Here is a 17,854-nt window from a genome sequence, read left to right as displayed (position 1 = left end):
TCAGAACGGGTGGATCAGAACGGGTGGATCAGAACTGCAGACCCCAGGAGTCGATCTTCCCGGTGTCCTGCGCCGCGTTGTCGCTGACCCGCAGCTTCCACGTGCCGTCGGCCACCTCCGAAGAGGCGTCCACGGTGTACGTGGTGTTGATGTTGTCCGAACTGCCGCCGGTCCCATAGCTCTTGAGCGTGTACGCCGTGCCGTCCGGCGCGATCAGCTGGACCTGGAGGTCGCCGATGTAGGTGTGCTGGATGACGACGGGGACCGCCAGGGACGCGGGCGCGTTGCCCGTGACACCGGTGACGTTGATCGGCGACTCGGCCGTGGCGTTGTCGTTGATCGCGTAGTCGTCGGTGTTGCTGAACGACTTGCCGGGCGGGGTGCCGCCGCCACCCGTGACGTTCAGGAGGCGGTTGGGCGAGCCGGAGCCCGGGCTGCCGACGACGCCGGTCGACGAGGCGCTGACCAGGGCGGCGGACACCTGCGCCGGGGTCGACGAGGGGTTCGCGCCGAGGTAGATCGCGGCCGCGCCCGCGACGTGCGGGGATGCCATCGACGTACCGGAGATGGTGTTGGTCGCCGTGTCGTTGGTGTTCCACGTCGACGTGATCGAGGAGCCGGGCGCGAAGATGTCGAGGATGCTGCCGTAGTTCGAGTAGCTGGCCCGGGCGTCGGTGTTGGTCGTGGCACCGACGGTGATGGCCTCCGCCACGCGCGCGGGCGACTTGGTCGACGCGTCGGTCGACTCGTTGCCCGCCGCGACGGCGTAGGTGATGCCGGACGCGATGGAGTTGCGCACGGCCGTGTCGAGCGCGCTGTCGGCGCCGCCGCCGAGCGACATGTTGGCGACGGCGGGCTTGACCGCGTTCTTGGTCACCCAGTCGATGCCCGCGACGACCTGCGCCGTGGTGCCCGAGCCCTGGTTGTTCAGGACGCGGACGCCGACGATCTTGGCCTTCTTGGCGACGCCGTGCAGGGTGCCCGCGACGGTGCCCGCGACATGGGTGCCGTGGCCGTGGCCGTCCTGCGCGGTGTTGTCGTTGTCGATGGCGTCGTAGCCGTACGAGGCACGGCCGCCGAAGTCGGTGTGGCTGATGCGGACGCCGGTGTCGATGATGTACGCCGTGACGCCCTCACCCGCGGAGTCCGGGTAGGTGTACTTCTGGTCGAGCGGCAGGTTCTTCTGGTCGATGCGGTCCAGGCCCCAGGACGGCGGGTTGTTCTGGGTCGCGGTGGCAGTGAACGTCCGGTTCTGGACGACCGCGTCGACCGCCGGGTCGGCGGCGAACTTCTTCGCCTCGGACTCGGTGAGCTCGACCGCGTAGCCGTTGAGGGCCTTGTCGTAGGTCCGCTCGATCGTGGCGCCGTACTCCTTGGCGAGGGCCTTGCCCTCGGCGGAGCGGGCCTTCGGGGCGTCCTTGTCGAGGCTCACGATGTAGCTGTTCTTGATCGTGCCGGGGGCACCGGCATTCTCGATCGTGCCTGCCGCCCGCTCCGGCTGGGCGTTCGCGGGGAGGGCGGAGACGACGCCGAGGGCGAGGGCCGCGACCGCTGTCGCGCTGATTCCGGCCAGTCTTCGGCGGGTGTGACGCATCACTGCCATCTGAGGGGTCCTCCTCAATAGGTGGTGCGCTGGTGGGGGTTCGGTGCTGATGGTGCCCACACTCACGGAGACAAAAGACAGGGACATGTCAAGAAGGCTTACCGGCCCTTGCCTCCGTCCGGACGAAAGATTGGCGGATCCATAGGAATCCCACAAGGGCCAGGACCGGACGTAACACGACCGCCACGCACCCGCCATGACACTTCGTCACCAACTGTCACAACGGGGGGCTTGACGGCGGATCGGGGGCACCCCAGGCCGGGGCCCCGATCTGAGGTGCCCCCGATCCGGCCCCTGCCCTTTTGGCCCGCCCCCTTAGCCTGCCGCCATGACAGCACTGCCCGACCGCTACTGCCCGACCGACGGAACCCGCGTCCCCGCGGGATCGCTCGCCTGGTCCTGCCCCGTCTGCCGCGGCCCCCTCGACCTCGACTTCTCCCCCACCCCCGCACCCCTCAAGTCCCTTTCTGGACGCGTCAATTCGCTGTGGCGGTACGCGGAGTGCCTGCCGCTGCCCGCCCCCTCGATCTCACTCCACGAGGGCCGCACGCCCCTGGTGGAACTGGCCGGGGGCATCTCGGCCAAGCTGGACTTCCTGATGCCGACGCTCTCCTTCAAGGACCGGGGCGCGGTCATGCTCGCGGCCCTCGCACAGCGGCTCGGCCCCGACCGGGTCGTCGCCGACAGCAGCGGCAACGCGGGCACGTCGGTCGCCGCGTACTGCGCGCGGGCCGGGCTGCCCTGCACGGTGTACGTCCCCGCGGGCACCTCGTCGAAGAAGCTGGAGCAGATCGGGGCGCACGGCGCGCGGCTCGAAGTCGTCGAGGGCGACCGGGAGTCGGCGGCCGCGGCGGCCCGCGCCGCCGCCGACCAACCCGGCACGTTCTACGCCTCGCACGTCCACAACCCCTACTTCCTCCAGGGCACCAAGACGTACGTCCACGAGCTCTGGGAGGACCTCGGCGGCCGCCTGCCCGACGCGCTCGTCGTCCCCGTCGGCAACGGAACGCTGCTGCTCGGCGCGGCCCTCGCGGTGCGGGAGCTGCACGCCGCCGGGCTGATCGCGAAGGCGCCCGCGCTGTACGCGGTGCAGTCCGCCGCGGTCGCCCCGCTCGCCGCGGCGTGGCGGGCGGACGCGGCCGACCTGACCGGCGAGACCCCGGCGGCGCCCACCCTCGCGGAGGGCATCGCGATCACCAGGCCCCCGCGCGCCCGCCAGATCCTGCGCGCGGTACGCGGCCTCGGCGGCGGCTTCTTCACCGTGACGGAGAATCAGATCCGCTCCGCCCAGCTGGACTTGGCCGCCCGCGGCCTGTACGTCGAGTCGACGGGCGTGGCCTGCTGGGCGGCCGTACGGGAGGGGGCACTCGGCGAACGCACGGCGGTGGTGCCGCTGTGCGGGGCGGGGGCGAAGACGGGCCTTGCGAGCGGCGGCAGGGAGGCCGGCTGAGGGGCAGGGGGCGATGGACGACGCCCCTCGGTCGTCCTTCCCGCGCCGCGCCGACAGGCCGCACACACCGGAGGGCAGCCCGGGCCGAAACGGCACGGGCTGCCCTGTCGCAGTGGATCCGGGGGACGTCAGCAGAAGGGGATGCCGGGGACGGGCTCGTCGTTCGCGCCCCCGGAGATGAAGACGTCGGAGATCCAGCCACCGCCGCTCAACTGCGCCCACCAGTAGTTGTAGTAGGCGCCGTAGGAGACACTGCCGCCGGGCGCCTGGCACACCACGTCCACGGTGCCGGGGCCGACCTGGCCGATGACCGGGGCGGTGGTGTAGGGATCGGTGTGGACGTTGACGTCACTGGCCCATACGTTCGCGGGGACACGGAGCTGGGCGTGCCGCTGCGCCGGTGGTGACGGTGCCGGGGATGCCGCCGAGGCCGTGGGAGCGAAAGTGAGAGCGAGAATTCCGGCGCCCGCCGCAAGGCCGGCCCGCCACCTCAGTGACCTACTGTTCATGAGCTTCTCCCCTGGTCGACACCTGCACCGGTCTGCTGCACCGATCTTCGGCACGAGAACCACCTTCGTGCCATCAACACGGCTCTGACCAGGGCCTTTTTCAGTCTGCGGGCACCTGCTCACAGGTTCACCGTTGAGGGGGACATGCCGAACGCATGTGTGCGGGGCATTCTCGCCACGCCCCGCGGACGACCGGGGCGACGACGCTCTGCCGCACGTGCGCGCCGAGGCGATCAACCATCGCTCCGCTCCCTGCGCGCGCCGCACCGAACGCGCCGTCCACGCCCCTGTCCGAATCACATCGTGCCCGCGACGGCCGCCCCCGGAGACGGCCGCTCACCAGGCACGGGTACTCCGTGTGACCGCCGGGGATCGCGCCTCACCACGCTCAGGACGTGACTGGTTCGCACCCTTCGATCGAACTCGGCGAGCTGGACCGCCTCGGCACGGCGCGGAGCACACCGGCGACGCCGAGCACCACAGGCGCGCACGCCACACCCGCGTGAGCCCTCATCCGCAGGACCCCCCGGCGCGCATGCCACACCGCGCCCGGCCCACGGCGCATCGTCGGCCCATGACTCCTCGCCGCGTCGCCACCGCCCTGTTGACCGCCGCCGCGCTCACGCTGACCGCCGCCACGGGCGCACCGGCCGTCGAGCCCCGCGCCCCGGCAGGCTGTGCCCCGCCCGGCGACCGGACCTGGGCGCCCACGAGCACGCGCCGCGCCACCGCCGACGACGCCTACACCCCCTACGTGGGCAACGGCTACCTGGGCGTGCGCGTGCCGCCCGCCGGGGCGGGACACACCGCGCCCGTCGAGGACGAGAAGACCGGCTGGCCCCTCTACACCCCGCGCTACGACGGGGCGTTCGCGGCGGGTCTGTACGCGCGCGGGCCCGAGCACACCGCCCGCCGCGAGGCGATCGCCGCCCTGCCGAACTGGACCGGCATCGACGTCACCGTCGGCGGCGAGACGTACGGCCCGCGCAGCCGCGTCTCGCACTACCGGCAGACCCTGGACCTGCGCTGCGGTTCCGTACGGACCTCGCTGACCTGGACCACGTCCGGGGGCCGCCGCACCGACCTCACGTACGACGTCGTCGCCGCCCGCGACCGGCCGCACACCGGAGCCGTACGGCTGCGCCTCACCCCGCACTGGACCGGCGGGGTCACCGTCACCGACCGCGTCGACGGGCGCGGGGCCCGGCGGATCGCGCAGACGGGCGGCGGGCCGCGCGGCAAGAAGACGATGGACGTCGCCTTCCGCACCGACGGCACCCGCACGGACGGCGCGGTCGCCTCGACCCTGAAGGCGCCGGGTGTGACCCATCAGGCGCGGGCGGCACGGGAGTTGAGTGCCCGTCAGTCGGCGGACTTCCGGGTGCGGGACGGGGGGACGTACGACGTCACCAAGTACGTCGGCGTCGACACCGCCCTGACCTCCCGCACGCCCCGCACCGCCGCGCAGAACGCGTCCCGGCGCGCCGCCGCCCTCGGCTGGGACGCGCTCTTCGCCTCGCACGCGGCGGCCTGGCGGAGGCTCTGGGCGTCCGACGTCGAGATCCCCGGGCGGCCCGACCTCCAGCTCTGGGCGCGCTCCGCGCAGTACGGCCTGCTGTCCTCGGCCCGCGCCGGCTCCCGCGACAGCATCGCGCCCGCCGGTCTCACCAGCGACGACTACGCGGGCATGATCTTCTGGGACGCCGAGACCTGGATGTTCCCGCCACTCCTCGCCACCCGCCCCGAACTCGCCGAACCCGTCCTCACCTACCGGCACTTCACCGCGGAGGCGGCCCGCGAGAACGCCTGGAAGACCTCGGTGAAGGGCCTCTTCCATCCGTGGACCAGCGCGAGCCGCGGCGCCCTGTGGTCGGAGTGCCAGAGCTGGTACCCGCCGCACTGCGTCCAGCAGAACCACCTCCAGGGCGACATCGCGCTCGCCGCCTGGCAGTACTACCTGAGCACCGGCGACCGCGCCTGGCTGCGCGAGCGCGGCTGGCCGCTCCTGAAGGGCGTCGCCGAGTACTGGACATCGCGTACCACCCCCAACCCCGACGGGAGTCACTCCATCCAGAACGTCGCGGGACCCGACGAGTACAGCAACGGCGTCACCGACGGCGTCTACACCAACGCCGTCGCCGCGACCTCCCTGCGCGCGGCGGTCAGCACCGCCCGCGCCCTCGGCGAGCGGGCCCCGGCGGCCTGGGCACGGACCGCCGACCGCGTCCGCATCCCGTACGACCCGAAGCGCAAGATCTATCTGCAGTACGCCGGTTACTCGGGGGCGACCATCAAGCAGGCCGACACGGTCCTGCTGACCTACCCGCTGGACTGGCCCATGCCGAAGGGCGCGGCGGCCGCCACCCTCGACTACTACAGCGCCCGCACCGACCCGGACGGGCCCGCGATGACGGACTCCGTGCACGCGATCGACGCGGCCGCGACCGGTGAGCCCGGCTGCTCGGCGTACACCTATCTCCAAAGAGCCGTACGCCCGTTCATGCGCGGCCCGTTCGCGCTGTTCTCGGAGTCGCGCGGCACGAAGGTGGGCGCGGGCGACGCGCTCGCGGGGTCGCCCGCGCAGGACTTCCTCACCGGCAAGGGCGGCTTCCTCCAGGTGTTCACGCACGGGCTCACCGGGCTCCGGCTGCGCGAGGGCGACGCGCTGCACCTCGATCCGACGCTGGTGCCGCAGCTCGCGCAGGGCGTGACGCTGCGCGGGATGCGGTGGCGCGGGCGGACGTACGACATCGCGATCGGCCCCAAGAGGACGACGGTCAGGCTGACTTCGGGCGCCCCCTTCCGCGTCGAGTCGCCGCGCGGCGGCACGGTCACCGTCACCGCGGACTCCCCCGCCGTGCTCAGGACCCGCCGCCCCGACCTCACCCCGACGACGGACGCGGCGCGCTGCCGCCCCGTGACGGCGACCTCCGAGGATCCGGGCCTCTACGCGGCCGCCGCGGTGGACGGCAACCCGGCCACGACCTGGTCGCCGACCGCACGGACCGCCTCCCTGACCGTCGACCTGGGCCGCCCTGCCCGGATCGGCGCGATCACCCCGAAGTGGGCGGTGCGGCCCGCGAGCCAGCGCGTCGAGACCTCGGCGGACGGACACACCTGGCACACGCCCGACGCGACCCCGGCCCGCCAGGTGCGGATCACGGTCCGGGCGGGCGAGAAGGCACCGGCCCTGCGGGAGCTCACGGCGACGCGGCCGACCTCCTGAACTCCCGTACGCCTGAAGGTCATTCGGGGAGCAGCGGCCTGCGCCTCCCGTGCCCGGTCGCGGCCTCGTACGCGGCGCCCACCTCCAGTACGGCCCGGTCCGCGCGCGACGGTCCGACGATCTGCAGGCCGACCGGGAGCCCGTCGGGCGTGAACCCGGCGGGCACGGACAGCGCGGGCGTGGCCGGTACGGAGAAGAGGTACGCCGAGCGCATCCAGTCGATGTAGGTGTGCTGCGGCTGCCCGTCGACGACGGACGGATACTCCAACTCGACGGGGAACGGCGTCACTTGACTGACCGGCGCGATCAGCACGTCGTACTGCTCGAAGAACCGGGCCACCACCAGATGGATGCGGGTGCGCTCGGTGACGGCGCGGGCCAGGTCGGCCCCGGTGAGCTTGCGTCCCTCCTCGATGTTCCAGACGAGGCTGGGCTTGAGGGCGCCGGGCGACGCCTCCAGGAACACCCCGAGCGACTGCTCGAAGGCCTGCGCGCGCATCGTGCGGAACACCTCGTCGGCCCCGTCGAGATCGGGGCAGGCCTCCTCCACGTGACAGCCCAACTCCTCGAACACCTCGGCCTGTTCGGCCAGTACGGCACGGACGTCCGGGTCGACCGGCACCCTGCCGCCCAGGTCGGGCGCCCACGCCACCCGCAGGCCCCGCAGATCGCGCTCCAGGGGCGCACGGAACGTCTCGCCCGGCGTCTCCAGGGAGAGCGGGCAGCGCGGATCGGGCCCCGCCATCACCGAGAGCAGCAGCGCGGCGTCCGCGACGGTGCGGCCCATCGGGCCCGCGACCGTCAGGCTCCCCCACAGGTCGACCGCCGGATAGCAGGGGACGCGCCCCGGTGTCGTACGCAGCCCGACGACATTGCAGAAGGAGGCCGGATTGCGCAGCGAGCCGCCCATGTCGCTGCCGTCCGCGAGCGGCTGGAGCCCGGCGGCGAGCGCGGCCGCCGCACCGCCGCTGCTGCCGCCCGCGCTGCGGTTCATGCCGTACGGATTGCAGGTCACGCCGAAGAGGGGGTTGAAGGTGTGCGAACCGGCCGCGAATTCCGGGACGTTGGTCTTCCCCATCCGGATGGCGCCCGCCGACTCGATGCGCTGGACGAGGAGTTCGTCCTCGTCGGGCACGAAGTCCGCGAGCAGCGGGGAGCCTTGCGTGGTGCGCATGCCGCGCGTGAGGTGGGTGTCCTTGAAGGCGATGGGGAGCCCGTGCAGCGGCCCCGGCTCCACGCCGTGCGCGAGCCGTTCGTCGGCGGCCGCCGCGGCGGCGAGCGTGCCGTCCGCGTCGAGCGTGACGATGGCGTTGACGGTCGGGTTGACCCGTTCGATCCGCTCCAGGTGGGCCGCGACCACCTCACGCGCCGAGAGCTCGCGGCGGCGGACGAGGCGTGCGAGCTCGGTGGCGTCCAGCAGGCAGATGTCCATGCGGGGAGTCTGCCCTCCGCCGCGGCCACCGCTCCGACGCGTATCAGCCTTCCGGATCCCCCGACGACGTCACCTTTCTGACACCTCGTCCGTCTTCGTCGCGGCGAGGACCGCGTCGAGGAGCCCCGGATAGCGCGCGTCGAGGTCCTCGCGGCGCAGCGACAGGAGGTTCTCGCGCCCGGAGGGGCGCTGCCAGATGACGCCGCTGTCGCGCAGGACCCGCCAGTGGTGGGTCAGCGTCGACTTGGAGACGCCGTCGAGGATGCTGCCGCAGTTGTGCTCGCCGCCGTCGGCGAGGACGCGCACGACCGCGAGCCGCAGGGGGTTGCCCAGGGCCGACATGACCTCGTCGACGCGGATCTGGTCCGGGGTGGGGTGGCGGGACGACATGGTTCCACTGTACTGCGACAGACGAACAGTCAACAGTACGACTACAGACGAACAGTTCGCGCATTGCCGAACAGTCCGACTGTACGTATGTTTACGTACAGTCAAATTCTGCCCGGCGAGACCTCCGGGAACCCTGAAGGGACGTACGCCCGCATGCCCAAGTCACCTGCGCAGACCGCCCGTCCGAGGCCGGGCCTGATCCTTGCCCTCCTCGCCCTGGCCCAGCTGGTCTTCTCACTCGACCTGAACATCGTCTTCGTCGCGCTGCCCGACATCGGCGCGGAACTCGGATTCCCGGGCCAGACCCAGCAGTTGGTGGTCAGCGTCTATGTCGTCCTGGCCGGCGGCTTCCTGCTCCTCGGCGGACGCGCGGCCGACCTCTTCGGGCGACGCCGCGTCTTCGTCACCGCCCTCACGCTGTACGCGCTCTCCTCCCTGGCGGGCGGCCTCGCGGAGAGCCCCGCGGTGATCATCGCGGCCCGCGCGGTCCAGGGCATCGGCGGCGCGCTGCTGCTCCCCTCCACGCTCTCGCTGCTCAACACGCAGTTCGAGGAGGGCCCCCGGCGCAACAGGGCGCTCGCCGTATGGGGCGGCGCGGGCGCCAGCGGCCTGACCGTGGGCGCACTGCTCGGCGGCCTGCTCACCGAGAGCTTCGGCTGGCCCGCCGTCTTCTACGTCAACGTCCCGCTCGCCGGGATCGTAGCGCTCGGGGCGCTCGCTCTCATCCCGCGCGACGCACCTCGCACGGAGCGGCGGAAGTTCGACCTGCCGGGCGCACTGACCGTCACCGGCGGCTCGACCCTGCTCGTCTTCGCGCTGGTGGAAGGGCCCGAACTCAGCTGGGGCTCCCCGGTGGTCATCGGCGCGGCCGTCCTCGCGGTGCTGCTCCTGGCGGCATTCGCCCGCGTCGAGAGCCGCAGCGCCGACCCCCTGATGCCGTTCCGCCTCTTCCGCAACCGCAGCCTCACCGTCGGCTCCGCCGTCACCTTCCTCTACATGGCGACGTTCGGCACCCTGCCGTACTTCCTGACCGTCCTGCTCCAGACGGTGCACGGCTTCAGCGCCCTGCAGACGGGCCTCGCCTTCCTCACGCCCTCCGTCGCCATCGCCGCAGGAACACAGCTCGGCGAACGCATGACCACCCGCCTCGGCACCCGCACCACGCTCACCACCGGCTTCGTCATCGGCGTGCTCGGCACCGTGATCCTCGCGCTCGGCTTCGACAGCGACGCCACCTACGCCACGATCGTGCCCGGCCTCGTGCTCTCCGGAATCGGCCAGGGCATCGTATGGACCGCCATGTGGATCACCGCGGCAACCGGCGTCGCACCCCACGAACAAGGCATCGCCAACGGCATGGCCTCCACCGCCATGAACATCGGCAACGCCATCGGCCTCGCCGTCCTCACCGCGATCGCCGACGCGGGCACCGAAGGCAAGACCGGCCCAGCCCTGCGCACAGCCATCGCCGACGGCGAATCCCTCGTCGTCCTCCTGACCGCCGCCGGCATGCTGCTGGGCCTCCTCACAGCACTGCCCCTGCCCCGCCGGGGAACATCGCCGACAGCGACAACCGGCCCCGAAACGCGGCCCGCTCCCTCACCCTCCCCGTCGCCGGTACGACAGACCGGCTGACCCGCCAAAAAAACGTGCCCGGGCGGATCACCGCCCGGGCACGGGGAGCACTCAGACGTTGAAGCGGAACTCCACCACATCCCCGTCCTGCATCACATACTCCTTGCCCTCCATGCGCGCCTTCCCCGCGGACCGCGCGTCCGCGACCGAGCCCGTGTCGACCAGGTCGGCGAAGGAGATGACCTCGGCCTTGATGAAGCCCTTCTGGAAGTCGGTGTGGATGACACCGGCCGCCTCGGGGGCCGTGGCGCCCTGCTTGATGGTCCAGGCGCGGGACTCCTTGGGGCCTGCCGTGAGGTAGGTCTGGAGGCCGAGGGTGCGGAAGCCGACGTGGGCGAGGGTGGCGAGGCCGGGCTCGTCCTGGCCGACGGACTGGAGGAGTTCGAGGGCCTCCTCGTCGTCGAGCTCGGCGAGGTCCGCCTCCAGCTTGGCGTTGAGGAAGATCGCCTCGGCGGGGGCGACCAGGGCGCGCTGCTCGGCCTTGAAGGCGTCGTCCGTCAGCTCGTCCTCGTCGACGTTGAAGACGTAGAGGAAGGGCTTGGTGGTGAGGAGGTGCAGGTCGTGCAGGAGCTCCGAGCGGTCCGAGCCCTGGACGATGCCCTGCGAGAAGAGCGTGTCGCCCTTCTCCAGGATCTCCTTGGCCTCCTCGACGGCCTTCACCTTCGGGGCGATGTCCTTCTTGATGCGCGACTCCTTCTGGAGGCGCGGCAGGACCTTCTCGATGGTCTGGAGGTCGGCGAGGATCAGCTCGGTGTTGATCGTCTCGATGTCGTCCTTGGGCGAGACCTTGCCGTCGACGTGGACGACGTTCTCGTCCTTGAAGGCGCGGATGACCTGGCAGATCGCGTCCGACTCGCGGATGTTGGCGAGGAACTTGTTGCCGAGGCCCTCGCCCTCGCTCGCGCCCCGCACGATGCCCGCGATGTCGACGAAGTCGACCGTCGCCGGGAGGATCTTCTGGGAGCCGAAGATCTCCGCCAGCTTGGTGAGGCGGGGGTCGGGGACGCCGACCACGCCCACGTTCGGCTCGATCGTCGCGAACGGGTAGTTGGCCGCAAGGACGTCGTTCTTGGTCAGGGCGTTGAACAGGGTCGACTTGCCGACATTGGGCAGACCGACGATTCCGATCGTGAGCGACACGTTGCGACTTCCCGTACGTGAGGTCTTGGGGGTGGACGGCCCGGAGGGCCTGAGCGACCTTGGGGCGATCCCCCAGTCTACGGCGTGCGGGCCCGGCCCCCGTCTCCGTACCGGCTACGTATCGAACGCTTGGCCAAGCTCGGCCAAAGGGCGTGTCCCAGGACCGGTTCCGCCCGGCGGCCGACCTAGGTTGGTCCGGTGGAGCAACACAGGACGCGTCCCCCTCAGTCCGCCCCCAGGGCCACCCCCAAGGCCCGGCAGCGGCGCACCGCGCCGTTGCCTCCGCAAGGCAGGGCCGACCGGTCCGCCGAATCCGCGACGGTCTACCGGGCCGCGGCACGTCCCCGCCGCCCCGCACCGCCGTTCGTCGTCGCCCTGCGCAGAATGCCGCTGTACCGGGCGCTGCGCCGGGTGCCGAACCCGCGGCTCACCGGGCTCGGCAGCGGTCTGTTCTGCTCGGCGGTGATGTTCCTGCTCAGTTGTCTGATCTGGCTGCTGCTCGGCGAGTCCGTCGTCGCCTACGGCGTGCTCTTCGTGCCCGTGGCCGCGCTCACCGCGCTGTGGGTGCGCCCCGCCGACCTGGTCACCGCGCCGGTCGGGGTGCCGATCGCCTTCGCCGTGGGGATCCTGCCGATCTCCGGGGGCTCCGGCGGGTTCGGCGGCCACTTCATGGGGCTCGTGACGTCGCTGGCGCTGCATGCGGGCTGGCTGTACGGCGGGACGCTCGTCGCCGGGTTCATCGTGACCGTACGCAAGGTCCGGCTGATGGCGCAGCGGCGGCAGGCCCGTCCCGCGCGGGGTGCCGCAGGCGGGAAGCGGCTGCCCGCCTCCTGAGCCACGGGACCGGCCCCGGCGGGCCTACGCCTCGCCCGCGGCCGCCATCGCCGCTCCCACGATGCCCGCGTTGTTCTGCAGCTGCGCCGGGACGATCTCCGCCCGGACGCCCTCGATCAGCGGCAGGAACTTGTGCGCCTTGCGGCTCACGCCGCCGCCGATGATGAACAGCTCGGGCGAGAACAGCATCTCCACGTGCGCGAGGTACTTCTGTACGCGGCGCGCCCAGTGCTCCCAGCTGAGGTCCTCGTCCTCGCGGGCCTTGGAGGAGGCGCGCTTCTCCGCGTCGTGGCCGTTCAGTTCGAGGTGGCCGAGCTCGGTGTTGGGGACCAGGCGGCCGCCCGTGAAGAGTGCGCTGCCGATGCCCGTGCCGAAGGTGAGCAGGATGACCGTGCCCGTGCGGCCGAGGCCCGCGCCGAAGTGCATCTCGGCGACGCCCGCCGCGTCCGCGTCGTTCAGGACGGTGACGGGGACGCCGCCGAGCCGGTCGGAGACCAGGGCCTGGATGTCCGTGCCGATCCAGCTCTTGTCGACGTTGGCGGCCGTGCGCGCCGTGCCGTCCGTGATCACGCCGGGGAAGGTCGCGCCGACGGCGCCGGTCCAGCCGAAGTGGCCGACGACCTCGCGGACGCCGCCGACCACCGCGTCGGGCGTGGCAGGGTGCGGGGTCAGGACCTTGTGCCGCTCCGCTGCCAGGTCTCCGCGGTCCAGGTCCACGGGTGCGCCCTTGATCCCGGATCCGCCGATGTCCACGCCGAAGATCTGCATGGACTCCACGTTACGGCGCGGTCACCGCTGCGACAGCTCGGCCGCCTCGGCGCGCAGGTCGCGGCGGAGCTCCTTGGGCAGCGAGAAGGTGATCGACTCCTCGGCCGTCTTCACGGTCTCCACGTCGCCGTAGCCCCGCTCGGCGAGCCACTCGATGACGCCGTCGACCAGGACGTCGGGGACGGAGGCGCCCGAGGTCAGGCCGACCGTGGTGACGCCCTCCAGCCAGGCCTCGTCGATCTCGCCCGCGTTGTCCACCAGGTGCGACGCGGGAACGCCGGCCTCCAGGGCGACCTCGACCATGCGGATCGAGTTCGAGGAGTTCTTGGAGCCGACGACGATGACGAGCTCGGCGTCCTCGGCGAGCTTCTTGACCGCGATCTGACGGTTCTGCGTGGCGTAGCAGATGTCGTCGCTGGGCGGCGAGAGGAGGTTCGGGAACTTGCCCTTGAGGGCGTCGACCGTCTCCATCGTCTCGTCCACGGAGAGCGTGGTCTGGGAGAGCCAGACGACCTTGTCGGGGTCGCGGACCTCGACGTTCGCCACGTCGTCGGGGCCGTCGACCAGCGTGATGTGGTCGGGTGCCTCGCCGGACGTGCCGATGACCTCCTCGTGGCCCTCGTGCCCGATCAGGAGGATGTCGTAGTCCTCCTTGGCGTAGCGGACGGCTTCCTTGTGGACCTTGGTGACCAGTGGGCACGTGGCGTCGATCGTCGCGAGCTTGCGCTCGGCGGCCTCCGCGTGGACGGTCGGGGCCACGCCGTGCGCCGAGAACATGACGATGGAGCCCTCGGGCACCTCCGCCGTCCGGTCGACGAAGATGGCGCCCTTCTTCTCCAGGGTCTGCACCACGTACTTGTTGTGGACGATCTCGTGGCGGACATAGATCGGGGCCCCGTACTGCTCCAGGGCCTTCTCGACGGCGATCACGGCACGGTCCACGCCCGCGCAGTAGCCACGGGGAGCGGCGAGCAGGACACGGCGGGAGCCAGGCGTTGCAGTCATACCCACCATCGTAAGGCCGCGTTCAGCGCGTCAAAGATCGGCTTCTTGGGGAGACTGGTGGCCTGCGTTGATCTACGGAGGCACGATGTCCGGTCAGTCCGCCAGTACGGGAGCCCCTGCCGGGGGCGCCGAGCCCGCCGAGGGTGAGGGGCTGCGGCGCAGTCTCGGCTTCCGGGACCTCGTGGTCTACGGGCTGCTCTTCATCGCGCCCATGGCCCCGGTCGGTGTCTACGGGACGCTCGACGCGAAGTCGCACGGCTCGGTCGCCCTCGTCTATCTGATCGCCACGGTCGCGATGGCGTTCACCGCATTCAGCTATGCGCAGATGGTGAAGGTGGTCCCCCTCGCGGGCTCCGTCTTCGCGTACGCGCGCGTGGGGCTCGGAAAAGGGCCCGGGTTCATCGCCGGGTGGATGGCGATGCTCGACTACCTCCTCATCCCCGCGGTCGCCTATCTCTTCTCCGGCATCGCCATGAACTCGCTGGTCCCCTCGGTGTCCCGGTGGGTGTGGACGGCGCTCGCCGTGCTCATCACGACGGCTCTGAACCTGTGGGGCGTGCGGGCGGCGGCCCGGGTCGGCTTCGCGGTGCTCGCGATGGAAGTCGTGGTGCTGCTCGTCTGCGTCGTCGCGGCCGTCGTCGTACTGATCCAGGACGGGGCGCAGCGGGGCTGGCTCTCGCCGCTGACGGGTGACGGTTCGCAGGGTGCGTTCGCGCTGTCCGCGGTGGTGGGCGCGGTGTCGATCGCCGTCCTGTCGTATCTGGGCTTCGACGCGATCGCCTCGTTCGCGGAGGAGGTGACGGGCGGCTCGGCGAAGGTCGCGCGCGCGGTGCTGCTCTGTCTGGCGCTCGCGGGCTTCCTGTTCATCCTCCAGACCTATCTGGTGGCGCTCCTGGAGCCGCTGTCCTCGGCCGAGCTCGCCGCGGACGCCGAGAAGCAGGGGACCGCTTTCTACGACACCGTGGAGTCGGCCTCCGGAGAGTGGCTGCACAAGCTGGTGGCCGTCAGCAAGGCCATCGGCGCGGCCTTCGCGGCGCTCGCCGGGCAGGCCGCTGCGGGACGGCTGCTGTTCGCGATGGCGCGGGACCGGCGGCTGCCGAAGGCCCTGTCCAAGACGGATTCCGGCACTCCGCGGATCGCGCTGCTGTGCGCGGCCGTGATCACGATGGTCGCCGCGGTGTGGGCGGCCCGGCGGGATGACGGGATGAACCACCTGGTGTCGGTGGTCGACATCGGGGCGCTCACCGCGTTCCTGCTGCTGCACGCGAGCGTGGTGGGCTGGTTCGTGGTGCGGCAGCGCGAGGGCGCCTTCAGCTGGTGGCGGCACATCCTGATCCCCGTGCTCGGCGCGGCGATCGTGGTCGCCGTCATCTGGGAGGCGGCGGGCTCCGCGCAGGTGGTGGGTGCGGTCTGGCTCGCCGCGGGGCTGGTCGTTCTGTTCGTGCAGGGCCGGGGCCGCGCGGAAGCCCCGTAAGGGGCGCGGGGAACTGCGCGCTCAGCCAAGAACAGCCCGCACCCGGCATACGTCCCAGGCGGGGCGTCGCCCGGGTGCGGATGCCACGGCACTGTCGTACCCGCCGACTACGCTCGACGCATGGCTCTCAACACGTCCGCGGACACCCCGCTGCCCGTAGGGGAAGTGTCACGGCTGATCGGCGGCTGGATCGACCGGCTCGGTGCCGTCTGGGTCGAGGGACAGATCACGCAGCTGTCCCGCAGGCCCGGCGCCGGCGTCGTGTTCATGACGCTGCGCGACCCCTCGCACGACATCTCGGTGAGTGTGACCTGCTACCGCCAGGTGTTCGACGCCGTGGCGGACGTCGTCTCCGAGGGCGCGCGCGTGGTCGTGCACGCCAAGCCGGAGTGGTACGCGCCGCGGGGGCAGCTGTCCCTGCGGGCCGCGGAGATAAAGCCGGTCGGCGTGGGGGAACTGCTCGCGCGGATCGAGCAGTTGAAGAAGAGCCTCGCCGCCGAGGGGCTCTTCGCTCCCGAGCGCAAGAAGACGCTGCCGTTCCTGCCGCAGCTCATCGGGCTCGTGACGGGCCGCGCGTCGGCCGCCGAGCGCGACGTCCTGGAGAACGCGCGCCACCGCTGGCCCGCCGTCCGCTTCGAGGTGCGCAACGTCCCCGTGCAGGGCGTGCACGCGGTGCCGCAGGTCGTGCAGGCCGTGAAGGACCTGGACTCGCTCGACGAGGTCGACGTGATCATCGTGGCGCGGGGCGGCGGCAGCGTGGAGGACCTGCTGCCGTTCTCGGACGAGCAGTTGGTGCGGGCGGTCGCCTCGTGCCGTACGCCCGTGGTCTCCGCGATCGGCCACGAGCCGGACAATCCGCTCCTGGACCACGTGGCGGACCTGCGCGCCTCCACGCCGACCGACGCGGCCAAGAAGGTCGTGCCGGACGTCGGCGAGGAGTACGAGCGCGTGCAGTGGCTGCGGGACCGCGCGCGGCGCAGCATGGACGCCTTCCTCGACCGCGAGGACCGCGGCCTCGCGCACGCCCTGGCCAGGCCCTCGATGGAGCATCCGCACCGCATGGTCGAGGAGCGCGAGGAGCAGGTCGCGGCGCTCGTCGACCGCAGCCGCCGCACGCTGGGGCATCTCCTGGACCGGGCGGGCTCGGAGCTGACGCACACCCACGCGCGCGTGGTGGCCCTCTCCCCCGCCGCGACCCTCCAGCGGGGGTACGCGGTGCTGCAGAAGGCGGACGGCGCCGTGGTCAGGGACCCCGAAGAGGTGGGCGTCGACGAGGAGTTGAGGGCCCGCGTCGCCGAGGGCGAATTCACCGTACGAACCACACAAATCGACAATTAGGGTGGGCTCATGACCAGCACGACGGACAAGGCCACGGGCCCGGCGGACGCCCTCGGCTACGAGCAGGCGCGGGACGAGCTGATCGAGGTCGTGCGCCGCCTCGAGACCGGTGGCACGACGCTGGAGGAGTCGCTCGCCCTCTGGGAGCGCGGCGAGGAGCTGGCGAAGATCTGCCGCCGCTGGCTGGACGGCGCGCGGGCCAGGCTCGACGCGGCCCTCGCGGGCCCCGAGACCGCCGACGAAGCGGGCTCCGACGCCGACGGCTGAGGCGGCACCGCCCTGACCTGCGGGTTGTGAAGCGGATCACGCAGCGCGGACTTTGGTTGAAAGTTGAACAGTGGCGGCGTACTGTCGTAGACGCAAGCCCGGAAACGGGCACGGCAGCCACCCCGTACGCATCGAGAAGGTTGATCCATGTCTCTCGCCCTTGACCCCGCCGCCCAGGACCTGCTGTTCCGCGAGGCCCGCACCGCGAACACCTTCACCGACGAGCCGGTCACCGAGGAGCAGGTCCAGGCGATCTACGACCTGGTCAAGTACGGCCCGACCGCGTTCAACCAGTCGCCGCTGCGCGTCACCCTGGTCCGCTCCCCCGAGGCCCGCGAGCGCCTGGTCAAGCACATGGCCGAGGGCAACCAGCCGAAGACCGCGTCCGCGCCGCTCGTCGCGATCCTCTCCGCCGACAACGAGTTCCACGAGGAGCTCCCGGCGCTGTTCCCGCACTTCCCGCAGGCCAAGGACGTCTTCTTCGCCGAGCGTCCGGCCCGTGAGCAGGCCGCCGCGCTGAACGCCGGCCTGCAGGCCGCGTACTTCATCGTCGGCGTGCGCGCCGCCGGTCTGGCCGCGGGACCGATGACCGGCTTCGACTTCGCCGGCGTCCAGAAGGAGTTCCTGGACGACGACCACACCCCGCTGATGGTCGTCAACATCGGCAAGCCGGGCGAGGACGCCTGGTTCCCGCGCTCCCCGCGCCTGGCCTACGACGAGGTCGTCACCACCGTCTGAGCGACCCCGCAAGCGACGCGAAGGGCCCCCGGCACACCGCCGGGG

The 17,854-nt window shown here is 71.6% G+C and carries 15 protein-coding genes; 8 read left to right on the top strand and 7 right to left on the bottom strand.

What is annotated here, in order from left to right:
- Positions 1 to 28: 28 nt before the first annotated feature.
- Positions 29 to 1,603: a S8 family serine peptidase gene (locus tag ACFWZ2_RS03775; protein ID WP_384541316.1), complete on the bottom strand. Its 1,575-nt coding sequence runs from the start codon at positions 1,601 to 1,603 to the stop codon at positions 29 to 31.
- Between the two features lie 328 nt (positions 1,604 to 1,931).
- On the opposite strand from ACFWZ2_RS03775, the gene ACFWZ2_RS03770 reads away from it, so the two are divergent.
- Positions 1,932 to 3,053 carry a threonine synthase gene (locus tag ACFWZ2_RS03770; protein ID WP_384541314.1) on the top strand — a complete coding sequence of 374 codons (1,122 nt, stop codon included), beginning with the start codon at positions 1,932 to 1,934 and terminating at the stop codon, positions 3,051 to 3,053.
- A 128-nt stretch (positions 3,054 to 3,181) separates the two neighbouring features.
- Here ACFWZ2_RS03770 and ACFWZ2_RS03765 read toward each other — a convergent pair whose 3' ends face one another.
- Positions 3,182 to 3,562 carry a hypothetical protein gene (locus ACFWZ2_RS03765; protein ID WP_384541311.1) on the bottom strand — a complete coding sequence of 127 codons (381 nt, stop codon included), beginning with the start codon at positions 3,560 to 3,562 and terminating at the stop codon, positions 3,182 to 3,184.
- Positions 3,563 to 4,136: 574 nt separating this feature from the next.
- Between ACFWZ2_RS03765 and ACFWZ2_RS03760 the strand changes: the two genes are divergently transcribed.
- Positions 4,137 to 6,788 carry a discoidin domain-containing protein gene (locus tag ACFWZ2_RS03760; RefSeq protein ID WP_384541309.1) on the top strand — a complete coding sequence of 884 codons (2,652 nt, stop codon included), beginning with the start codon at positions 4,137 to 4,139 and terminating at the stop codon, positions 6,786 to 6,788.
- A 19-nt stretch (positions 6,789 to 6,807) separates the two neighbouring features.
- Here the strand turns inward: ACFWZ2_RS03760 and ACFWZ2_RS03755 are convergent, their stop codons facing one another.
- Positions 6,808 to 8,220: an amidase gene (locus ACFWZ2_RS03755; protein WP_384541306.1), complete on the bottom strand. Its 1,413-nt coding sequence runs from the start codon at positions 8,218 to 8,220 to the stop codon at positions 6,808 to 6,810.
- A gap of 69 nt (positions 8,221 to 8,289) precedes the next feature.
- Complete coding sequence (locus tag ACFWZ2_RS03750) at positions 8,290 to 8,610, bottom strand: ArsR/SmtB family transcription factor (protein WP_384541304.1); 321 nt, start codon at positions 8,608 to 8,610, stop codon at positions 8,290 to 8,292.
- A gap of 153 nt (positions 8,611 to 8,763) precedes the next feature.
- Here ACFWZ2_RS03750 and ACFWZ2_RS03745 point away from each other — a divergent pair, with 153 nt between their 5' ends.
- Positions 8,764 to 10,245, top strand: a complete 1,482-nt coding sequence (locus tag ACFWZ2_RS03745) for an MFS transporter (RefSeq protein WP_384541301.1) — start codon at positions 8,764 to 8,766, stop codon at positions 10,243 to 10,245.
- 51 nt (positions 10,246 to 10,296) lie between these two features.
- Here ACFWZ2_RS03745 and ychF read toward each other — a convergent pair whose 3' ends face one another.
- On the bottom strand, positions 10,297 to 11,385 hold the full coding sequence (ychF, locus tag ACFWZ2_RS03740) for a redox-regulated ATPase YchF (RefSeq protein ID WP_384541298.1): 1,089 nt from the start codon (positions 11,383 to 11,385) through the stop codon (positions 10,297 to 10,299).
- Positions 11,386 to 11,583: 198 nt separating this feature from the next.
- Here ychF and ACFWZ2_RS03735 point away from each other — a divergent pair, with 198 nt between their 5' ends.
- Positions 11,584 to 12,219, top strand: a complete 636-nt coding sequence (locus tag ACFWZ2_RS03735; RefSeq protein WP_384541296.1) for a DUF6542 domain-containing protein — start codon at positions 11,584 to 11,586, stop codon at positions 12,217 to 12,219.
- A 24-nt stretch (positions 12,220 to 12,243) separates the two neighbouring features.
- On the opposite strand, the gene ppgK is transcribed toward ACFWZ2_RS03735, so the two are convergent.
- Both ppgK and ACFWZ2_RS03725 read right to left on the bottom strand, forming a co-directional pair.
- Entirely contained in the window at positions 12,244 to 12,987 is a 744-nt protein-coding gene (gene ppgK, locus ACFWZ2_RS03730; RefSeq protein ID WP_384541294.1) for a polyphosphate--glucose phosphotransferase, read from the bottom strand.
- A gap of 21 nt (positions 12,988 to 13,008) precedes the next feature.
- Complete coding sequence (locus ACFWZ2_RS03725) at positions 13,009 to 13,992, bottom strand: 4-hydroxy-3-methylbut-2-enyl diphosphate reductase (RefSeq protein ID WP_384541291.1); 984 nt, start codon at positions 13,990 to 13,992, stop codon at positions 13,009 to 13,011.
- 85 nt (positions 13,993 to 14,077) lie between these two features.
- Between ACFWZ2_RS03725 and ACFWZ2_RS03720 the strand changes: the two genes are divergently transcribed.
- From ACFWZ2_RS03720 to ACFWZ2_RS03705, 4 genes are all read left to right on the top strand, one after another.
- The gene (locus tag ACFWZ2_RS03720; RefSeq protein WP_384541288.1) at positions 14,078 to 15,466 is read left to right on the top strand and encodes an APC family permease; all 1,389 of its coding nucleotides are present in this window, start codon (positions 14,078 to 14,080) and stop codon (positions 15,464 to 15,466) included.
- 120 nt (positions 15,467 to 15,586) lie between these two features.
- On the top strand, positions 15,587 to 16,804 hold the full coding sequence (gene xseA, locus ACFWZ2_RS03715; protein ID WP_384541286.1) for an exodeoxyribonuclease VII large subunit: 1,218 nt from the start codon (positions 15,587 to 15,589) through the stop codon (positions 16,802 to 16,804).
- A 9-nt stretch (positions 16,805 to 16,813) separates the two neighbouring features.
- On the top strand, positions 16,814 to 17,071 hold the full coding sequence (locus tag ACFWZ2_RS03710; protein ID WP_384541284.1) for an exodeoxyribonuclease VII small subunit: 258 nt from the start codon (positions 16,814 to 16,816) through the stop codon (positions 17,069 to 17,071).
- 147 nt (positions 17,072 to 17,218) lie between these two features.
- Positions 17,219 to 17,809, top strand: a complete 591-nt coding sequence (locus ACFWZ2_RS03705) for a malonic semialdehyde reductase (RefSeq protein WP_384541281.1) — start codon at positions 17,219 to 17,221, stop codon at positions 17,807 to 17,809.
- Positions 17,810 to 17,854 lie beyond the last annotated feature (45 nt).

The sequence above is a fragment of the Streptomyces sp. NPDC059002 genome, from assembly GCF_042740435.1.
Lineage (GTDB): Bacteria > Actinomycetota > Actinomycetes > Streptomycetales > Streptomycetaceae > Streptomyces.
This window is presented reverse-complemented; position numbering and strand designations above follow the sequence as displayed.